At 64.9% G+C, this 20135-nt stretch carries 18 protein-coding genes, 1 tRNA gene and 1 pseudogene; 10 read left to right on the forward strand and 10 right to left on the reverse strand.

Going from position 1 to position 20135, the window contains the following annotated elements:
• Window positions 1–72: 72 nt before the first annotated feature.
• Complete coding sequence (locus MU856_RS06700) at window positions 73–1251, reverse strand: CaiB/BaiF CoA transferase family protein (RefSeq protein ID WP_263588641.1); 1179 nt, start codon at window positions 1249–1251, stop codon at window positions 73–75.
• 142 nt (window positions 1252–1393) lie between these two features.
• Here MU856_RS06700 and MU856_RS06705 point away from each other — a divergent pair, with 142 nt between their 5' ends.
• The 3 genes from MU856_RS06705 to hspQ all read left to right on the forward strand — a co-directional run bounded on the left by MU856_RS06705 (window position 1394) and on the right by hspQ (window position 5284).
• The gene (locus MU856_RS06705) at window positions 1394–4630 is read left to right on the forward strand and encodes an amidohydrolase family protein (RefSeq protein WP_263588642.1); all 3237 of its coding nucleotides are present in this window, start codon (window positions 1394–1396) and stop codon (window positions 4628–4630) included.
• Between the two features lie 91 nt (window positions 4631–4721).
• Window positions 4722–4811, forward strand: a tRNA-Ser gene (locus tag MU856_RS06710).
• Window positions 4812–4900: 89 nt separating this feature from the next.
• Window positions 4901–5284 carry a heat shock protein HspQ gene (gene hspQ / locus MU856_RS06715; protein ID WP_062902462.1) on the forward strand — a complete coding sequence of 128 codons (384 nt, stop codon included), beginning with the start codon at window positions 4901–4903 and terminating at the stop codon, window positions 5282–5284.
• A gap of 33 nt (window positions 5285–5317) precedes the next feature.
• On the opposite strand, the gene MU856_RS06720 is transcribed toward hspQ, so the two are convergent.
• Window positions 5318–6202 (reverse strand): ABC transporter permease, encoded by an 885-nt coding sequence (locus MU856_RS06720; protein ID WP_412072820.1) that lies wholly within the window; start codon window positions 6200–6202, stop codon window positions 5318–5320.
• Window positions 6203–6310: 108 nt separating this feature from the next.
• Here MU856_RS06720 and MU856_RS06725 point away from each other — a divergent pair, with 108 nt between their 5' ends.
• Together MU856_RS06725 and MU856_RS06730 are read left to right on the forward strand one after the other, a co-directional pair.
• Window positions 6311–7006 (forward strand): GcrA family cell cycle regulator, encoded by a 696-nt coding sequence (locus MU856_RS06725; protein WP_062902463.1) that lies wholly within the window; start codon window positions 6311–6313, stop codon window positions 7004–7006.
• The gene (locus tag MU856_RS06730) at window positions 7003–7401 is read left to right on the forward strand and encodes a PaaI family thioesterase (protein WP_062902464.1); all 399 of its coding nucleotides are present in this window, start codon (window positions 7003–7005) and stop codon (window positions 7399–7401) included. Before MU856_RS06725 ends, MU856_RS06730 begins: the two co-directional genes overlap by 4 nt.
• 57 nt (window positions 7402–7458) lie before the next feature.
• Here MU856_RS06730 and MU856_RS06735 read toward each other — a convergent pair whose 3' ends face one another.
• Window positions 7459–8304, reverse strand: coding sequence for an outer membrane protein (locus tag MU856_RS06735; RefSeq protein ID WP_062902465.1), 846 nt, complete (start codon window positions 8302–8304; stop codon window positions 7459–7461).
• Between the two features lie 182 nt (window positions 8305–8486).
• On the opposite strand from MU856_RS06735, the gene parE reads away from it, so the two are divergent.
• The 4 genes and pseudogenes from parE to MU856_RS06755 all read left to right on the forward strand — a co-directional run.
• On the forward strand, window positions 8487–10466 hold the full coding sequence (gene parE, locus MU856_RS06740; RefSeq protein WP_263588643.1) for a DNA topoisomerase IV subunit B: 1980 nt from the start codon (window positions 8487–8489) through the stop codon (window positions 10464–10466).
• Window positions 10467–10548: 82 nt separating this feature from the next.
• A complete protein-coding gene (locus MU856_RS06745) occupies window positions 10549–11073 on the forward strand; it encodes an RNA polymerase sigma factor (RefSeq protein WP_003044063.1) in 525 nt (174 codons plus the stop codon).
• On the forward strand, window positions 11070–11663 hold the full coding sequence (locus MU856_RS06750; protein ID WP_263588644.1) for a hypothetical protein: 594 nt from the start codon (window positions 11070–11072) through the stop codon (window positions 11661–11663). The genes MU856_RS06745 and MU856_RS06750 overlap by 4 nt, the downstream gene beginning before the upstream one ends.
• A gap of 1 nt (window position 11664) precedes the next feature.
• Window positions 11665–12462, forward strand: a pseudogene (locus tag MU856_RS06755) (serine hydrolase); the annotation flags it as partial.
• Window positions 12463–12991: 529 nt separating this feature from the next.
• Here MU856_RS06755 and MU856_RS06760 read toward each other — a convergent pair.
• From MU856_RS06760 to uvrC, 7 genes are read right to left on the reverse strand one after another with little or no spacing between them, the layout of a single operon-like run.
• A complete protein-coding gene (locus MU856_RS06760; protein WP_062902469.1) occupies window positions 12992–13783 on the reverse strand; it encodes a LysR family transcriptional regulator in 792 nt (263 codons plus the stop codon).
• On the reverse strand, window positions 13780–14181 hold the full coding sequence (apaG, locus tag MU856_RS06765; RefSeq protein ID WP_040590068.1) for a Co2+/Mg2+ efflux protein ApaG: 402 nt from the start codon (window positions 14179–14181) through the stop codon (window positions 13780–13782). Before apaG ends, MU856_RS06760 begins: the two co-directional genes overlap by 4 nt.
• A 17-nt stretch (window positions 14182–14198) precedes the next feature.
• Entirely contained in the window at window positions 14199–15404 is a 1206-nt protein-coding gene (locus MU856_RS06770; RefSeq protein WP_263588645.1) for a trans-sulfuration enzyme family protein, read from the reverse strand.
• 6 nt (window positions 15405–15410) lie between these two features.
• Window positions 15411–16457, reverse strand: a complete 1047-nt coding sequence (gene leuB / locus MU856_RS06775) for a 3-isopropylmalate dehydrogenase (RefSeq protein ID WP_062902471.1) — start codon at window positions 16455–16457, stop codon at window positions 15411–15413.
• A gap of 50 nt (window positions 16458–16507) precedes the next feature.
• Window positions 16508–17245: a DNA repair protein RecO gene (recO, locus tag MU856_RS06780; RefSeq protein ID WP_058811392.1), complete on the reverse strand. Its 738-nt coding sequence runs from the start codon at window positions 17243–17245 to the stop codon at window positions 16508–16510.
• Window positions 17233–17625, reverse strand: coding sequence for a PaaI family thioesterase (locus tag MU856_RS06785; RefSeq protein WP_263588646.1), 393 nt, complete (start codon window positions 17623–17625; stop codon window positions 17233–17235). The genes recO and MU856_RS06785 overlap by 13 nt, the downstream gene beginning before the upstream one ends.
• Before the next feature lie 10 nt (window positions 17626–17635).
• Window positions 17636–19570: an excinuclease ABC subunit UvrC gene (gene uvrC / locus MU856_RS06790; RefSeq protein ID WP_062903207.1), complete on the reverse strand. Its 1935-nt coding sequence runs from the start codon at window positions 19568–19570 to the stop codon at window positions 17636–17638.
• 136 nt (window positions 19571–19706) lie between these two features.
• Between uvrC and MU856_RS06795 the strand changes: the two genes are divergently transcribed.
• The gene (locus MU856_RS06795) at window positions 19707–20066 is read left to right on the forward strand and encodes an SDR family NAD(P)-dependent oxidoreductase (RefSeq protein WP_412072825.1); all 360 of its coding nucleotides are present in this window, start codon (window positions 19707–19709) and stop codon (window positions 20064–20066) included.
• Window positions 20067–20135: the final 69 nt, after the last annotated feature.

Raw genomic sequence — 20135 nt, forward strand, 5'->3', positions numbered from 1 at the left:
ACTCCTGCGCTAGATTTCGGTTGTGGTTCGCAACTTAGGAAGGCGATGTTACCCCGTCCACCGCAAGGCGGATCAAATAATCCTTTGCGCGCGCAAAGCGGAAATGCTGGCGGCATCATAACCAAGCTCCGCAAGGATCGCGTCGCTATGTTCGCCCGCCTGCGGTGCGCGCTGCGCTGTGACCTTTGCCGCATCCGACAACCCGATCGGCGCGCGAATTACCGGCGCCGGCGCGGGAGAGCCGGGATAGGCAAGCGGCTCGATCAGGCCCATCGCGGCCACCTGCGGGTGCGCCAGCGCTTCGCCGGGCTTCAGGATCGGCGCGGCAGGAACGCGCGCGGCGCCAAGCTCGGCAATCGCCGCGTCGGTGCTGCGTTCGATGCACCAGCTCTGCATGATCGCGCTTAGTTCGGCACCATTATCGCCGCGGTCGATGTCGCTTGCGTATCGCGGATCGTCGACCAGTTCGGGGCGCCCGACCAGCGCCGCCCAGCGCGCGAAGATCGCGCCGCCGACGATCTGGGTAACAATCCAGCCGTCGCGGGTGCGAAACAGATCGGTGGGCGCCGAGCTGAAACTGCGATTTCCCATCGGCTGACGTTCGATCCCGTTGATCGCATGATCGATCGTCAACGCGTTCGAAAAGGCCAGCGCGGTGCCGAGAAGCGAACCCGAAACGCACTGCCCCCGCCCCGTCCGCTCGCGTTCACGCAGCGCCACCATGACCCCGAAGGCGCAGTGGAGCGCAGTGCCGAAATCGACGTAATTGACCTGCGCGCGATAGGGCTGGTCGGGCGTGCCGTTCAGGTGAATCGTCCCCGACATTGCCTGACCCACCGCGTCGAAGCCCACGCTCCCCGAAAGCGGCCCCTCGCTGCCGAAGGCCGACGCGGTTGCAAGAATGATGCGGGGATTGATCGCCGACAGGCTTTCATAATCCAGTCCAAGCTTGCTCAGCACATCGTGCGGCAGGTTGGCGATCACGACATCGGCGCCGGCGACCAATTTGCGTACGATCTCGCGGCCCTCGGGCGTTCCGGGCTTCAGGCTCAGGCTCCGCTTGCCGCGCGCCATCTGCATGAACATCGCGCCCGATCCATCCTCGGCGACGGGCACGGTAAAACGGTCATCATTGCCGCCGGGCGCCTCGATCCGGATGACATCGGCGCCATAATCGGCGAGCAAGGCGGCACAATAGGGGCCCGCAATATAGCGCCCGAAATCGAGCACGCGTATTCCCGTCAGCGGCACAAATCTCTCCCAGTCCTTTATTGCTACCTATCGCGCTAGCAGCCGTCCGTCGACGCCGCCAGCGGCTTCGTCGAAAGCGGCGGCTTGCGCTTTGCGGGGAGCGCCATATGCTCACAGCATAATTACAACAGGGGATAATTTCATGGCGCGCATTGCACTCGCCCTGGCCGCGACTCTGGCCTGTTCGACATCGGTTTTCGCTCAACAAGCAGCCACGCCTGCGGCCGACGCAAAGCCCGAAAAATGGGACGTCAACGCGCCGCCCGGAATGGTAACGCACAAAGTGCCGATCGCGGTCGACGAAGGCAGCTGGATGAACATCGATGTCGCGCCGGATGGCAAGACGATCGCCTTTGACCTCCTCGGCGATATCTACACCATGCCCATCGCGGGCGGCACGCCCACCCGTATCGCCGAAGGGCTCGCTTATGAGCATCAGCCGCGGTTCTCGCCCGATGGCAAGCGCATCGCCTTCGTCTCCGACCGCGGCGGCGGCGACAATATCTGGATCATGAACCGTGACGGCAGCGACAAGCGCCAGCTGTCGAAGGAAGAATTCCGCCTGCTCAACCAGCCGAGCTGGAGTCCCGACGGTGAGTTCATCGTCGCCAAGAAGCATTTCACCACCGGGCGCTCGCTCGGCACCGGCGAAGTCTGGCTCTATCATGTGTCGGGCGGGGCAGGCGTTCCGCTGGTCAAGCGCCCGAACGAGCGGCATCAGAAAGAGCTGGGCGAACCGATTTTTGCGCCCGACGGCAAGCATGTCTATTACACGCGCAACGTCACGCCGGGGCCGATTTTCGAATATGCGCAGGACAGCAACACCGACCTGTTCCATATCGAACGCTATAATCTCGACACGGGAGAGGTCGACACCGCCGCATCGGGCGATGGCGGCGCGGTGCGCCCCACCCCCTCGCCCGACGGAAAGAAGCTCGCCTTCGTCCGCCGCGAGGGCGCGCAGTCGAAACTCTACGTCAAGGATCTGACCTCGGGCGCCGAGAAGAAGGTCTATGACGCGCTCGATCAGGATGTGCAGGAAACCTGGGCGGTCACCGGCGTCTACCCGAATATGGCGTGGACGCCCGATAGCGGAGAAATTCTGTTCTGGGCCGGCGGAAAGCTGCGCCGCGTGGCCCCCGGAGGTGGCGATGCGCGGATCATTCCCTTCCAGATCGACGATGACCGCGTGATCATCGATGCGACGCATCCCGTGGTCAAGGTCGCACCCGACAGCTTCCAGACCCAGATGCCGCGCTGGGCCGAAGTCTCGCCCGACGGCAAGCAGGTGGTTTTCGAGACGCTCGGCAAGCTTTGGGTCAAGCCCGCGACGGGCGGCACCGCGCGCCGGTTGACCGCGGACAAAAGCGCCGCGTTCGAACTCTGGCCGAGTTGGTCGTCCGACGGCAAGCAGATCGTCTTCGTGCGCTGGACCGACGCCGGTCTTGGCGAAATCCATACCATCGCTGCAGGCGGCGGCGCGTCGCGCAAGGTGACGAGCGTCCCCGGCCACTATGCCGCACCGCGCTATTCCCCGGATGGTAAGCTGATCGCATTCGAGCGCCGTTCGGGCGGCGGCTTGACGTCACAGCGCTGGGGCGACGACCCCGGCATCTACAGCGTCGCAGCGACCGGGGGCGCCCCCGTCCGGATCACCGACAGTGGCGCCAAGCCGCAGTTCGGCACCGATAGCGACCGGATCTTCATGGTCGCGTCGGGCGACGGCAAGAACCAGCTGGTCAGCACTGACCTCAACGGTCAGGACAAGCGCGTTCATGCCAGCGGCGACCTGGTCAGCGATTATGAAATTTCGCCCGACGGCCGCACCCTCGCCTTCCGCGAGAATCATGATGCCTATGTCACCCCGCTGATGCCCGGCGGTCAGGACGTATCGCTTTCGACCAAGAGCGGCGCCCTGCCCGTCACGCGGATCAGCGGCAGCGGCGCCGACTATATGCATTGGTCGGACGGCGGCCGGCGTCTCCACTGGACGCGCGGTGCAACGCTGTTCAGCGCCGACCTGGGCGCAATGTTCGCTGACGCTCCCGGCGACGACCGCGCGGTGAAATTCACGCCGCCCACCGAAGGCGTTTCGCTTTCGATGACCCAGGCTGCAGCGAAGCACAAAGGCGTCGTGGTGATCACCGGCGCCAAAATCGTGACGATGGCGACCAAGGACGGCGGCATCATCGACAATGGCGCGATCGTCATCGACGGCGACCGCATCGTTTCCGTAGGGCCCGCGGGCGCCGTGACCGTTCCGGCAGGCGCGGTGACGGTCGATGCGACGAGCAAAACGATCGTTCCGGGCTTTGTCGATGCCCATGCCCACGGCCCGCATGGCGATGACGAGCTGGTGCCGCAGCAGAATTGGTCGGAGATGGTCAACCTCGCGATGGGAACGACGACCAGTCACAACCCGTCGTCGCGCGCGTCCGAAATCTTCGTGTCGTCGGAAATGCAGCGTGCCGGCCTGATCCTCGCGCCGCGCATCTTCTCGACCGGCGAGATCATCTACGGCGCCAAGGCGGCAGGCATCTATGCCGAAATCGACGGCTATGAAGACGCTCTGGCGCATGTCCGCCGCCTGAAGGCACAGGGCGCGCATAGCGTCAAAAACTATAACCAGCCCCGCCGCGAACAGCGACAGATGGTGGTCAAGGCCGCGCAGGCCGAAAATATGGCGGTCGTGCCCGAGGGCGGCTCGCTCTACACGATGGACCTGACGCTCATCCAGGACGGCAACACGACCGTCGAGCATAATATTCCGCTGCACACCTTCTACAAGGATCTGGTGCAGCTGTGGGGCCAGACGAAGACCGACTATACCCCGACGCTGGTGGTGACGTACGGCGGCCCTGCTGGCGATCCCTATTGGCGCGCGCATACCAATGTGTGGGAACAGCCGATCCTCGCGCGCCACATCCCGCCTGCCATTCTGGCGGCGGACAACAAGCGCCGCGTGATTGCGCCCGAAAGCGACTATGTCGACGATGATTCGGCGCGCGAGGCGGGCAAGATCGCCGCGGTCGGCCGCAACGTGTCGATCGGCGCGCACGGCCAGCAGGCCGGCGTCGGCGCGCATTGGGAGATATGGTCCTTCGTACGCGGCGGTTGGAGCAATATCGATGCATTGCGCGCCGCAACGATCATGCCGGCCACGGCGCTCGGCTATGCAAAGGACGTCGGCTCGCTCGAGGCCGGCAAGCTCGCCGACCTGCTGATTCTCGATGCCGATCCGACCGAAAATATCCGCAACACCGAACAGATCCACCGCGTGATGCTCGGCGGACGGCTCTACGACCCGATGACGCTCAACGAAGCCGAAACCGGCAATCGCAAGCGCGATCCCTATTGGTGGGAGGCCGACCGGCCCTGATGCACCGGTGAAAAATGGCGGCGGGACGCAATTTTGTGACGAAGGGGTTGCAACATATGCGGACCGCCGCTAGGGGCAACCGCCTCAGCGAGGAGAGTTGGCTGAGTGGTCGAAAGCGTCGCACTCGAAATGCGAAGTGCCGGCAACGGTACCGAGGGTTCGAATCCCTCACTCTCCTCCATTTTTCCCCATGTTTCGACCCGTGGCGCGGGCCGTCGCGGGACTGGGGAATGGACTTGAATCCCCCGCGGATCGTCATAAGTTAACGACATGACGATCAAGAATACTTCCCTGCCCGATACGCCCGCCGCCGCTATATCCGCGCCGCTGATCGAACGCGCGCGCTTTGCGCCGGGCGATATCGTGCGGCACCGGATGTTCGATTTTCGCGGCGTCGTGTTCGACGTCGATCCGGTCTTCGCGAACAGTGAGGAATGGTATCAGGCGATCCCCGAGGCGATCCGCCCGGCCAAGGAACAGCCCTATTACCACCTACTCGCCGAAAGCGAGGACAGCGCCTATATCGCCTATGTCAGCCAGCAGAATCTGGTGGCCGACGGCGACGAAGGGCCGGTCGATCACCCGCAGGTCGAGGCGATGTTCGACGGGCTCGATCGCGGTCGCTACCGCGTCCGCTCGATCCACCGCCACTGACCTGACCGGCCCTCGCGGGTCGGTGCGGACTCTTCAGGCCTTGAGCTTCCAGCCTGACGCCAGAAGACGATAGGTGATGACGCCCAGCAGCGCATTTACGCCGATAAGGAACAGCGCTGCGGTCGCGACCGGATTGGCAATCGTCGAATCGACCGTGCCGATGAAGCCGTACCGGAACCCCATGATCGCATAATAGACGGGGTTGCCGTGCGCGACCGACTGGAACCAGGGGGCGAGCTTGTCGACCGAGTAGAACGTCCCGGACAGCAGCGCGAGGGGCGTGACGACGAAGTTGGTGACCGCGGCGGCATGATCGAATTTTTCGGCCCACACCGAGGTCAGCAGCCCGAGGAAGCCCAGCATCATCGCCCCGAGGACGCCGAACAGCGCGACCGCCCATGGATGCTGCGGGGCGACGTGGACGCCGGGCCAGAACAGCATGGCGGCCCAGAGCGCGATACCGACAAGGATCGCGCGCGTCACCGCGGCGCCGACAAGCGCGATAATCAGCTCGCCCACGGCGAGTGGCGGCATCAGATAATCGATGATTGTGCCCTGAATCTTGCCGACGAGGAGCGAGAAGCTCGAGTTGGCGAAGCTGTTCTGCAGCATCGCCATCATGATCAGGCCGGGGGCAATGAAGTCGGCAAAGGGAACGCCGATGACGCGGCGACCCGCACCGCCCAGCGCGACGGTGAAAATGACGAGGAAAAGGAGTGTCGTGACCGCCGGAGCCCAGATAGTTTGGAGCTGGACCTTGAAAAAGCGCCGCACCTCCTTGACATATAGCGCCTGCATCCCCGGAACATTGAGCGTCCGGATATGCGGGACACCGGGTTCCGCGAAATGCGGCGCGGCACGGAAATCGCCTGAGCCTGTGCCCGACTCCGGGCGCGAAATTTGGGGCTGGTCGTTCATGGCGTTCTCGCCTATCGCCTCCCCGATCTTACCGCAAGCTGGGCTGTGACTGCGCGCGTCCTTTCGGGAATGCGATCCGCCCGCGGCGTGGAATGATGAGGAATAAAGATGTCATGGACTGATGAGCGCATCGAACAGTTGCGCAACATGTGGGAAAAGGGCCTGACCGCCAGCCAGATCGCCGACGAGCTCGGCGGGGTCAGCCGCAATGCCGTCATCGGCAAGGCGCACCGTCTGGGGCTGAAATCGCGCCCGTCGCCGGTCAAGGCCACCGACAAGCCGGTAAAGGCGCCCGCGCCCAAGGCGGCGGCGCCCGCTGCACCCAAGCCGGCGGCCGCGCCTGCTGCACCCCGTGCTGCCGCACCGGCGGCTCCGCGTCCGGCAGCTGCACCGCCCAAGGCCGAACCGAAGCCGGTTGCCTCCGATGCCTCGGCCCCGGAAACCGACGCGCCATCCAAGCCTGATGCGCCGCGCATCGTCTCGATCGGCCCGGGAGGCTTCATTCGTCAGGGACCCGGCGACCAGCAGGCTCCGATTCCGCCGGCGCCGCCGCGCCGCCTTGTGCCCGCAAAGCCGAGCCCCGAGATCGCCGACAAGACCAGCCTGCTCGATCTCAACGATCGTATCTGCCGCTGGCCGATGGGCCATCCGGGCGAGCCCGATTTCCATTTCTGCGGTGAGGCGGTGAACCCCGGCTTCCCCTATTGCGTCGAACATTGCGGACGCGCCTATCAGGCACAACTGCCGCGCGGGACGCGCCGCCCGCCGCCGCCGCCGCCCTTCGGGGGGCCGCGCGTCCGGTGAGGCCGTTCGGACAGGATTTCGAATTCGCGCGCTTCATGGGGTTCGAAATGGTCGAACGCGGCGATGGTCGATGCCGGATGGCGATCGACATCGACCGCGCGCGGCACTTCAATCCGCAGGGCGTTGCGCATGGCGGCGTCGCCTATTCGCTCGCCGATACGGCAATGGGCGGGGCGCTGACGAGCCAGATGCCCGACAGCAAATGGTGCGCGACGCTGGAAATCAAGTTCAACTATCATGTCGGCGTGCGCGAAGGCCGGCTGATCTGCGATGCGAGCGTGCTGCATCAGGGCAAACGCATCGCCAATATCGATGCGCGTCTCTATCAGGACGACCGGCTCGTCGCGAGTGCCAACGGTAATTTCGCAATCTTCGACGCCCCGCTCGACCGATAGACTGACCTACGAAAAGGCGCCGGATCGCTCCGGCGCCTTTCCTTCATTTCCAGCCTGTTAAAAACGGAAGCTCAACGTTCCGCGAACGCTGTGCGTCCGGAAATGCGGATCGCTGCGCTGGATATTGGTGCCACCGCCGTTGAGGAGGAACGGGTTGGTTGCGGGCGCGCTGCCCGCGCCGACGTTCACCACATAATCATCGTCCTTCACGTCGGTGTAGAGATATTCGAGCCCGACCGCGATGTTGTTCGTGACCATCACCTCGGCGCCGCCGCCGGCGGCATAGCCCCAGGCGTTGGTCTTGCCATTGTCGGCAAAGCTGTTGGCGGTGTTGGTCGTCGTAAAGCGGTTGTCGAGCCGCGCATAGGCCGGACCGCCAGTGACATAGAAGAGCGCGCCGCCGCCGGGCGTATAACCCGCGCGCAGGCGGGCGCTGGCCTGCCAATCGGCTTCGCGGCTCATCGTATAGCTCGCGGGGGTGGTCGAAAAGCCGGTGACGCTATCGCGGGCGACGCTGTGACCACCCTCGATCAATGCGCCGACGACGAAATTGCCCATACGCTTGTCGAGCCCGAGCCGACCGAAGAATTCGGGGCCGTCCTTGTCGTTGCGGCAGCCGACGTTCGCGGTGCCTGTCGCGGCGCCATTGCAGAAACCGGGGGAGAAAGCGTCGGCGCCGGTCGAAGTCGTGACCTGATCGCCGTAGGTGCCGTCGCGATCGGTATCGAAGACGAGCGTTTCACCGCGATCGCTGCCCTGCAGCGTCGCGCCGCCGCCGACCGAGACATAGGGGCCGTTGAAATCCTGCGACCTGTCGCGCACGGTGGATCCGCTGTCCTGAGCCATGGCCGGGACAGCCAGCATCGTCGCCGCCGAAGCGACGAGGAGAGAGGCGAGTTTCATATATTTTCTCCACTTTTTGAGTGACTTTGCAGTCACCCGATCAACCCGCCGGCTTTCGGCGAAGTTCCTGCCTGTGCTGAAAACGGGATGAGCCGAGCGGCAGGAAATCGGTCCGCGCCGCGCCCTGGATCGCCCGAAAACCGCGCTTGCCAGCGCCCTTCCCAGCCCCCTATAGCAAGGCCATGAGTCACGATTTGTTCGACAGCTCCGCCCCCGCTACCGAAAGCTACAACGCCTCCCAGATCGAGGTGCTGGAAGGGCTCGAACCCGTCCGTCGCCGTCCCGGCATGTACATTGGCGGCACCGACGAGCGTGCGCTGCATCACCTTGCCGCCGAAGTTATCGACAACAGTATGGACGAAGCCGTCGCGGGCCATGCGACGCGGATCGAGATCACGCTCGACGTCGGCAACCGGTTGACCGTAGTCGACAACGGCCGCGGTATGCCGGTCGATCCGCATCCGAAGTTTCCGGGGAAATCGGCGCTGGAAGTCATATTGACCATGCTCCATTCGGGCGGGAAGTTCGAGGGCAAGGCCTATGCGACGTCGGGCGGCCTGCACGGGGTTGGGGTCAGCGTCGTCAACGCGCTTTCGATCGAAACCATCATCGAAGTTGCACGCTCCAAACAATTGTATCGTCAGTCTTTTTCGCAAGGCCTGCCCTTGGGCCCGATCGAGGAACTGGGGCCCACGCCGAACCGCCGCGGTACCAGCGTGACCTTCGTGCCCGATCCCGCGATCTTCGGCGAACATGGCCGGTTCAAGCCGCAGCGGCTCTATCGCATGGCGCGATCGAAGGCCTATCTTTTCGCGGGGGTCGAAATCCGCTGGAAATGCGCGCCCGAACTGATCGGCGACGACACGCCCGCAGAGGCGGTGTTCCAGTTTCCGGGCGGACTCGCCGACCATCTGAAGGAACAGATCGGCACACGCGAATGCGCCACCGCCGAACCTTTCGTCGGGCGGCAGGAGTTCCCCGATGAACAGGGACGCGCCGAATGGGCGATCGCCTGGCCGCTGTGGTCGGATGGCAGCTATAGCTGGTATTGCAACACCATTCCCACCCCCGCAGGCGGCACGCACGAAGCCGGGCTGCGCGCTGCACTGACCAAGGGGCTGCGCGCCTTTGGCGAGTTGATCGGGCAGAAAAAGGCGGCACAGATCACCGCCGAAGATGTCTTCAACGGCGGCGAGATGATGCTGTCGGTCTTCATTCGCGACCCCCAGTTCCAGAGCCAGACCAAGGATCGGCTGTCGAGCCCGGAGGCCGCGCGCCTCACCGAATATGCCGTGCGCGACCATTTCGACCATTTCCTCTCGGACAATATGGATCGGGGCCGCGCGCTCCTCGGGCTGATCCTCGAACGGATGGACGAGCGGCTCAAGCGCAAGGCGGAACGCGAGGTCAAGCGCAAGACCGCGACCAGCGCGCGCAAGCTGCGCCTGCCCGGCAAGCTGACAGATTGTTCGAACAACGGCCCGGAAGGCACGGAATTATTTATCGTTGAGGGCGACAGCGCCGGCGGTAGTGCCAAACAGGCGCGTGATCGCAAGACGCAGGCGATCCTGCCCATTCGCGGCAAGATTTTGAATGTCGCCAGCGCCAGCGCGGACAAGATCCGCGCCAATCAGGAAATCGCCGATCTTGCGCTCGCGCTCGGCTGCGGGATGCGCAAGGATTGCGATGCCGACCGCCTGCGCTACGACAAGATCATCATCATGACTGATGCCGACGTCGACGGCGCGCATATCGCGACGCTGCTGATGACCTTTTTCTTCCAGGAAATGCCCGACATCGTCCGCACCGGCCATGTCTATCTGGCGCAGCCCCCGCTTTACCGCATCACCGCGGGAGCAACGTCGGCCTATGCGCGCGACGACGCCCACCGTGCCGAACTCGAAGCGACCCTGTTCAAGGGCAAACGCGTGGAGGTCGGACGCTTCAAGGGGCTGGGCGAGATGAATCCCAACCAGCTCAAGGAAACGACGATGGACCCGGCGACGCGGTCGTTGCTCAAGGTCACGCTGCCGCAGGAGTATGAGGAGCGGCAGATCGTCAAGGATCTGGTCGACCGGCTGATGGGCAAGCATCCCGAGCATCGATTCCAGTTCATTCAGGCCAATGCCGCGACACTGGACGAGACGGCGATCGACGCCTGAAGCGAATTTTTCGCCTCCCCTGTCAGAAACACGCGCCGCCGGCGACTAACCGGATATTGGCACGGGCTTTTGGGAGATCGGGGTGACCGGAAAGGCGCAAGACAGGCTGTTCGAAGAGGCGATCGACCGCTTCGGCGGCGCTATCGCCCGCATGGCGCGCGGCTATGAAGCCGATCCCGAACTGCAACGCGACCTTCTCCAGGAGTTGCAGGTCGCGCTTTGGCAGAGCTTCGCCCGCTTCGATGCCCGCTGCGCGATGAGCACTTGGGTCTGGCGCGTGGTGCATAATCGCGCCGCCTCGCACGTCGCCGCCCAAGCCCGCAAGCGTCGGCGGCCGTGGGTCGATATCGAGGATCTGGCGCTTGCCGATGAAGCCCCCTCGCCCGCCGAGCGCGCCGAGACCCATCAGGCGCTCGCCTTGATGCTGGCTATCATCGACCGGCTCGGACCGCCCGACCGGCAGATATTGCTCCTTTATCTCGAAGGGATGCCAGCGGCCGAAATCGCCGACGTCACGGGCGTGTCGTCCGAGGCCGTCGCAACCAAGGTCCATCGCTTCAAATCCATGCTCACGCGCCGTTTCGTCGGCCTGGGAGATGCAACATGACCGATTTTTCCGACGACATGACCCTTCACACCCTGTGGCAAAGCGATACGGCCGCGTTCGACCCGATGCCGGTCGAGGAAGTCAGGCGCCGCGCGTCGCGGCTCGGCGACATCGTCGCCCGGCGAAATCGCCGCGAATATATGGCCGCCGCCATCGTGATTGCGGGTTTTGCCGTCTATGCCGTGCTCCTTCCCGGCCTGCTGTTCAAGCTGGGCAGTCTGCTCGTGATTGCCGGGACACTGTTCGTCAGCTGGCAGCTAACCCGCCGAACCTCGCGTCCCGATCCGGCGGCAGAAGCCGCGGACATCCGGTCCTATTACCGCGCGCGCCTCGTTCGTGAAGAGCATATGCTGTCGCGCGTCGGGCGCTGGTATCTTGCACCTTTGCTGCCCGGTCTGCTGCTGTTCATGACCGCACAGACGCTGGATGACCGTTATGGCATGGTTGGTAGCACGGTGCTGATCGGCGGGCCGTTGCTGCTTTTCGGGGCCATCTGGCTCCTCAACCGGCGCGGCGCCGCGCTGCTGCGACGTCAGATTGCGCGGATCGATGGCGATCCGCCCGCCCCTGTTCCCGAACAAGGAGAATGATATGAACCGCCTGCACCGCCTTGCTGCAGCTGCCCTGCTCGCCGTCCCCTTGGTCGCGCTGCCTGTCGGCACCGTCCATGCTCAGCCGGGCACAGCCGCACGCGCCGAACAGAGCGCCTTCGACCGCCGCGCCGGTCAGCTCGTCGCCCTGTTCGAAGGGCGGGTGCCCTATGCCGAATATTTTGCGCCTTCCTTTCGCGCGGCGATCCCAGAAGCGCGATTTCGGGAGATCAGCGAAAATCTGGTCGGCCAATATGGCAAGCCGGTCGCGGTCAAGCGAGCGACATCAGACGACGGTCAATCGGGCACGATACTGCTCCGCTTCGAACGCGGGACCGCGACGATCCGCCTGGACGTCGGCCCGGCCCCCGAAGGGCTGGTGCTGGGACTTCGAGTAACCGGATTTGTGGCTGCCAACGATAGCATCGCCGCAGTTGCAGCGGAAATCGCTGCTTTACCGGGCGATACCGGGTTTCTTGTCGCCGAAGTTGACGGCGACAACATTCGTCAGATTGCGGGTTCGGGCACCGATCGGCAGTTTGCTGTCGGATCGATATTCAAACTCTATGTGCTCGACGAGCTCGCTGCGCAGGTGGCGGCGGGTAAGCGGCATTGGGACGATGTCGTCCCGCTTGCCTATCCCAGTTTCTCGTCGGCGGCGACCGCCAACTGGCCGCTCAACACGCCGGTTACGCTGCAAACGCTGGCGAACTGGATGATCTCGGTCAGCGACAATGGCGCCGCCGACACGCTGATTCATCTGCTCGGCCGCAAGGCGATCGAAGAACGGATGCGCGCCGCGGGCAATAGCGCCCCCGCACGCAACACGCCCTTTCTGACGACGGTCGAGGCCTTCGCGCTCAAGGGCAACAATTTCGCTGATCTCCGTTCAGCCTTTCTCTCCGGCAGCGAAGCGGAGCAACGCAAGATCGTCGATGACAATGCCGATCGCTTCACCCTCGCCAATGTTGACGGCGTCAGCTTCGAAGGAAAACCGCGCTTTATCGACAGCCTCGAATGGTTCGCCTCGCCGATGGATGTGGCGCGGGCCTTTGCCGATCTGCGGGCGCGCGGTTCGGCGCCGACGATGGCGGCGCTGGCGATCAACAATGGCGTCGGCCCCGCAGCGGCGGCGGACTGGTCCTACCTTGGCTACAAGGGCGGGTCGGAGCTTGGCGTGGTGTCGATGAGCCTGCTCGGCCAGCGCAAGGCCGACGGCAAATGGTTCGTCGTCACGGCAAGCTGGAACAATGCGGCCTTGGACCTCGACGGCAACAAGTTCGCCGGTCTCGTCACCCGGCTGCTCGCGCTCGCAGCCAAGGAGGGCGTTACGCCGTCAGCGCCGCCACCAGCGCCTTCACCTTCGCCTGCCGCCATTGCGGGGTCGGCGCGACGAGCCAATAGCCGCGTTTCGTATCCATCGCCTCACCCACTTGGCGCACCCGCCCGGCGGCAATATCGGCCTCGGCGAGCATGGCCGGGACGCAGGCTTGCCCCAGACCGTTGGCTGCGGCGTCGATCGCAAGCCCGGCATCGCCCAGCCGCAACGCGGGCTCACCCTCGGCGACGGGGCATCCCGGCCACGCGATCCGCGTGTCGTTGCCGCCGCCAGGCCCCGCAACGGTGACCATCGATGCCGCCGACAGCGCGACGCCTTCATGGTCGCCGGCCCCATCGGTCCAGAAAATCGCGAGATCGAGATTGGCCTCGGTAAAATCAATGCCGCTATCGGCTGACACAAGCGTGAACCGCACGTCGGGCGCCTGCTGGCTGTACCGCGCGAGACGCGGCGCCAGCCATTTGGCGGTCAGGTCGCGCGGCGCGGCGATGGTCAGCGATTGCGACGACTGCCCCGCCTGCATTGCGCGGACCGATTCCTCGAACTGCAAAAAGCCCTGCCGCAGCGCGTCGAGCCCGGCATGTGCTTCCCCCGTCAGTTCAAGACCCTTAGGGGTGCGGCGGAACAGGACGACGCCCAGCATGTCCTCCAGCGCGCGGATCTGTTGACCGACCGCCGCCGGGGTCACCGCCAGCTCGTCGGCGGCACGGGTAAAGCTGAGATGGCGGGCAGCGGCGTCGAAGACGCGCAGCGCGTTGAGAGGCAGATGGGTGCGCTTCATGACGCGGTCGCGGGGGCCACGAGCGGAAAGGCCGGAATTGCCGCCAGCATCTGCGACCCGTCGGTCATTTCCATCACATAGGTGCCGACCATCCCGCCTTCGGGCGTCGGCAGCGGGCATCCCGAAACATAGTCGAACGACCCGCCGGGCGCGATGAGCGGCTGTTCGCCGACAACGCCTTCGCCCTCAACCTCGCTCACCTGCTCGCGGCCGTCGGTGATCCGCCAATGCCGCGTCAACAGCTGCACCGCCGCCTCACCGTGATTTTCGATGCGGACATGATAGGCCCAGAACCAGCGCCCCAGCGCCGGATGCGACTGTTCGGGCAGGTAGCTGACCGACACGCGCACCGTGATCGGCCCGGTTGTCGCGGCAAAGGGGAAGAGGGAGTCGATCATCGCGCCGCCAGCGTCGCTCAAAGCCCGACCTTGGTCAATGCCTGGTCCAGATCGGCGATCAGATCGCGCGGATCCTCCAGCCCGATATTGATGCGCAGCATCCCCTCCTCGATGCCCATGTCGGCGCGCGCCTCGGCGCTGACGCCATAATGGGTGGTCGACGCAGGATGGCAGCACAGGCTGCGCGCATCGCCGATATTGTTCGAAATATCGACGAGTTCGAGCGCGTTCAGAAACGCCATCGCTTGCGCCCGATCCTCGAGGAAGAAGGAGAAGATCGGCCCGCAGCCATCCATCTGGCGCATCGCCAGATTATGCTGGGGGTGGCTGGCCAGGCCGGGATGCAGAATGCGCCGCACGCGCCCCTCGATCGCCTTGCCGACCGCCAGCGCATTCTCCGACTGGCGGCGGGCACGCAGGTCGAGCGTTTCCAGCCCCTTCAGAACAACCCATGCGTTGAACGGCGACAGGTTCGGGCCGGTATTGCGCTGGAACGGCAGCAGCACCTCGTTGATGAATTTTTCCGTTCCGCACACCGCTCCGGCGAGGACGCGGCCCTGCCCCTCCATCAGCTTGGTCGCTGAATAGGCTACGACGTCGGCGCCGAATTCCAGCGGGCGCTGAAGCGCGGCGGTCGCGAAGGCATTGTCGACGACGGTCGTGATGCCATGCGCCTCGGCGAGATCGCACACCGCCTGCAGGTCGACGATATCCATCGTCGGATTGGCGGGGGTTTCGAAAAAGAAAAGCTTGGTGTTCGGCTTGATCGCTGCCTTCCACGCGTCAAGGTCACGGCCATCGACGACGCTCGTCTCGATCGCGAAGCGCGGCAGCAACGTATCGACGAGCCAGCGGCACGACCCGAAGGCCGCTTTCGCAGCAACAACATGGTCGCCAGCGGACAATTGACACAGGAGCGCCGTCGTCATCGCCGCCATGCCGGTGGCTTGCGTCCGGCACGCCTCGGCACCTTCCATCAACGCGATGCGTTCTTCGAGCATCGCAGCGGTGGGATTTTGCAGGCGCGAATAGGTCATGCCCTGCGCCTCGCCGGCAAAGCGGGCCGCGACTTCCTCGGCGCTGTCATAGGTATAGCCGGAGGTCAGGAACAGGGCCTCAGACGTTTCGCCATGTTCGCTGCGCCACGTCCCGCCGCGCACCGCCTGCGTGGCCGGACGCCAGTTCCTCGTCTTGCTGCGATCGAATCCCGTCGTCTTTTTCATCTCGCTCTATCCGTTCAAAGCCGCGACAACCGCATCGCCAAGCGCTGCGGTGCCCATCGATCCGCCCAAATCGGCGCCGCGGCATCCGTCGGCAAGGATTTTCGCTACCGCACTCTCGATGCGCGCCGCGCTCGCCTCGTCGCCGCCCGAATGGCGAAGCAGCATCGCAAGCGACAGGATCATCGCGAGCGGGTTGGCTATCCCTTTACCCGCAATATCGGGGGCGCTGCCGTGAATGGGCTCGTACAGTCCCTGGCGGCCTTCGCTCAGCGAGGCCGATGCGAGAAGACCGATCGAGCCGACGCACATCGATGCCTGATCGGACAAAATGTCGCCGAACAGATTGCCCGTGACGACCACGTCGAACTGCCCCGGATTGCGCACCAACTGCATCGCGGCATTGTCGACATACATATGACTGAGCTCGACGTCGGGATAGTCGGCCGCAACCTCGATCACGACGTCCCGCCAGAGCTGCGAGGTTTCAAGGACGTTCGCCTTGTCGACCGAGCACAGCCGCTTCCGGCGCCCTTGCGCGGCGCGGAACGCGACATGCGCGATACGCCGCACTTCGCTCTCGCTATATGCCATGATGTCATAGCCTTCGCGCTCCCCGGTCGCGGTCGTGCGCATGCCCTTTTCGCCGAAATAGACGTCGCCGTTGAGTTCGCGCACGATCAGCAGGTCAATCGCCGAGGCGACTTCGGGCCGTAGCGCAGAGCTGTCTTCCAGTCCCGCGAACAGCTTGGCCGGACGAAGATTGGCGAACAGGCCGAGTTCCGACCGGAGGCCGAGAATAGCCTGCTCGGGCCGCAAATGACGCTCGACAGCATCGAAGCGCGGATCGCCGACCGCACCGAACAGGATCGCATCGGCCGCCTTGGCCTTTGCGAGCGTCTCGGGCGGCAGCGGGTGGCCGCTGGCGGCATAGGCCGCACCGCCGACAAGCGCGCGGTCGATCGTGATGGGCAACGCCAGCGCGGCGAGAGTCTTTTCGGCCTCGACCATGATCTCCGGTCCGATACCGTCGCCAGCCAGCAGCAGGATTTGCACGTGCGTCGCCCTTTCCTATCTTCGCGAGCCGCTTAGACAGCGGCGGCCCCTCACGCAACCGCCCTGCCCAGCCTGCCGAGCAATCTTTCCCTCACCGCCAGCAAGTCGCGGTTTCGGCCATCGAGAATGTCGCGGTCGAGGAAATGGCCGGTGATGGCAAGTCCGGCGATGACGTCGGCAATCGACGGATCGGCATCGCGGCCGCGCAAAAAAGGCGGCAGTGGCATCAGCCGCGCTTCATATCCAGCCGCGGCGGCGCGGCCGACCGCCCCGCCTGACTTGGGGCTGACAAAGGCCAGATCGTCGGCGGTGCCGGTCGCCACGCATTCGTCGAGGCTGAGCCCGAAACCGAGCTCGGCAAGCAACAGCAACTCATAGCGCGCGAGCGCCGCTGCCCATAGCCGCGCCGCCGGCGCCACCGCAATCGCCTCCAGAAGCGCCGACAGCGCGGCGTAGAGCGACGGGTAGGGCTGGCTTTCGGGAAGCGCCGCCGCGGTCAGGCTGGTCGCCCAGTCGATCGCGGCGGCCGCCAGCGGTTCGGCGAGCAGTGGCGCGCGGCTGGCGATCATTTCAACCGTTGCGCCGCCAAGCTGATCCTCGGTCCGCGCCCGCAGGTCGAGCGCGACGAGGTTTCCCGGCATAAGTATCGGGCGCAGGCGCCGCGATCGCCCCCCGCGCACATAGCCGGCGACAAGGCCGGCGCGTTCGGTGAGGGCGCGCAGGATCGCGCCATGTTCGCCATGCGCCCGAACCGCGCAGACGATGGCATCGGCGGTCAGGCCGGCCAAAGCACCATCTGCGTCTGGGTGACGAGCGCGACCTCTTCGCCCCCTTCGGTGCGGATACGCGTCTGCCAGACCGACAGGCGCTTCCCGATCTTGACCGGCGTCGCTTCGCCGACGAGCACCGACCCGACCGGGCCGGCGCCAAGGAAATTGGTCTTGCTTTCGATCGTCGTCGTGCCGCTTGCGCCGTCGGGCAAGGTCAGGAAGGCGCCGACCGCGCCCAGACAGTCGGCAAACGCCATGATGGCGCCGCCGTGGACGATATTGCCCGCGGTGCAGATGTCGGGCCGCACGGGCAACCACCCGGTAACGCGCTCTTTCATCCCTTCCTGTATCGTCACGCCCAGCGTTCCGGCGAGCGGCATGGCGGCTGCGAAATCCACGTTCTTCTCCTCAGCTTCCCGGATTGTAGAAATCATAAACGGCCTGCGCGACCGCCGCGCTGACGCCCGGCGCCTTTTTCAGATCGTCGAGGCTGGCGCTGCGGATCGCGCGCGCGGTGCCGAAATGCATCAACAGCGCCTTCTTGCGAGCCGGTCCGATGCCCGGAACCTCGTCAAGCGGCGAGCTGCCCATCGCCTTCGCGCGCTTCTGCCGATGCGCGCCAATGGCGAAGCGATGTGCCTCGTCGCGCAATCGCTGAATGTAGAAAAGCACGGCATTGTTCGGGGGCAGCGTGAATTCGCGGCCGTCGGGCAAATAGAATGTCTCGCGCCCGGCGTTGCGATCCGGTCCCTTGGCGACGCCCACATAAGGAAGATCGTCGATACCGAGTTCCGCGAGCACGGCGCCCGCTGCGGACACCTGCCCTTTGCCGCCGTCGATCAGCACCAGATCGGGCCATTCGCCCTTGTTGCGTTCGGGATCCTCCTCGAGGGCGCGCGCGAAGCGGCGCTGGAATACTTCGCGCATCATCGCGAAATCGTCGCCCGGCTGCGTTTCCGGGCGCTTGATGTTGAACTTGCGATAGGCGCCCTTGATCCAGCCTTCCGGCCCCGCGACGACCATCGCGCCGAGCGCGTTGGTGCCCTGAATATGGCTGTTGTCGTAGATTTCGATCCGCTGCGGCGGTTCGTCGAGATCGAACAGATCGGCAAGTTCACGCCCCAGTTTCGCCTGACTGCTGCTTTCGGCAAGGCGGCGGTCGAGTTCTTCGCCGGCGTTACGCACCGCCTGTTCGAGCAGTCGCTTGCGATTGCCGCGCTGCGGGACGCTGATCTCGACCTTGCGGCCCGCCGTTTCGCCGAGCGCTTCGGCAAGGACCGCGGCGTCCTCGGGCTCGCGATCGACGAGGATCAGCTTGGGGGGCGGCACGCCCTCGTAAAATTGCATGAGGAAGCTCGCCATCACCTCAGGTTCGGGCACCCCCGCGACATGCGCGGGAAAGAAGCTGCGATGCCCCCAATTCTGCCCGCCGCGAATGAAGAAACCCGCAATGCAGAGCTGCCCGCCCTTTGCGGCCAGCGCAAAGACATCGGCATCGCCCAGCCCGTCGGCATGCACCGACTGGCTACCCTGGATGAAGGTGAGCGCCTTCAACCGGTCGCGGAGCACCGCGGCGAGCTCGAAATCCATGGCTTCGGCCGCGCGCGTCATCGCATCGCCCAGTCGCTTCTGCACCGCGGTCGAGCGGCCTTCCAGAAAATCCTGCGCATCGCCGACGAGTTCGGCATAATCGGCCTTGTCGATACGATCGACACACGGCGCCGAACAGCGCCGGATCTGATAGAGCAGGCACGGCCGCGAACGATTGGCGAAGAAGCTGTCGGTGCAACTGCGCAACAGAAAGGTCTTCTGGAGCGCGTTGAGGGTGCGGTTCACCGACCCCGCGCTGGCGAACGGGCCGTAATAGCGTCCCTTGGCACGGCGGGCGCCGCGATGCTTTTGTACCCGCGGGAAGTCATGATCCATGCGGAGCAGGATGAAGGGGAAGCTTTTGTCGTCGCGCAGCAGGACATTGTAGGGTGGACGATAGCGTTTTATGAGCTGTGCCTCGAGCAGCAGCGCCTCGGCCTCGCTTGTGGTCGTCACGATCTCCATAGCGCGCGTCTGCGCGACCATGCGCTGCAACCGCTGCGGCAGCCGCGCGACCTGGGTGTAGTTGGTGACGCGGTTCTTCAGCGCGCGGGCCTTGCCGACGTACAGAACGTCGCCGCGCGCATCGAGCATCCGATAGACACCGGGGCGCACCGGCAGCTTGCGCACGACGCCGCGAATGACCTGGGCACCGCGCTCCAGATCGGGCTTGTCGGCCCCCTCACCCTCGCCGCGGACGACATAGGTGGCCTTCTCTTCGTTGAATCGTTCGGGAGCGTTGGGACGGACCATCATTTCCATGTAGGCGATGGCCGCACGGCCCGCCATAGTGTGGCAGGTAAAAGCATGGAGGGGGCGATGGAATTACACGGCAAACTGGCGCTGGTGACGGGCGGAAGCGACGGAATCGGGCGCGAAATCGCGCTGCCTGCGCGCCCAGCCCGCCGCCGCGATCGTCAATGTGACCTCGGGGCTCGCGATCGCACCGCGCGCCGGCGGTTCGATCTATTGCGCCACCAAGGCCGGGCTGCGCGCCTATACGCAGGCGATCCGCCACCTGCTGCGCGACAGCAATGTGGCGGTGATCGAGGCGCTGCCGCCGGTGGTGGAAACCAATATGACCGCGGGTCGCGCCGGGAAGAAGATGAGCGCGCACGATTGCGCCGCCGAAATCGTGCGCGGCATCCGCACCGGCAAGCGCGAGGTGAATGCGGGGGCGGTGAAGCTGTTGCAACTCGTCAACAGCGTCTCACCCGCCCTCGCCCGCCGGATCATGATCAAATATTGAGGCCGCCAATTTCGGCTTTGCGCGCCTGAACGGCTGTGGCAGGCCGTGCACGGGGCGCACCATCAGGGG

The sequence above is a fragment of the Sphingopyxis sp. GC21 genome (assembly GCF_025727575.1).
Lineage (GTDB): Bacteria > Pseudomonadota > Alphaproteobacteria > Sphingomonadales > Sphingomonadaceae > Sphingopyxis > Sphingopyxis terrae_A.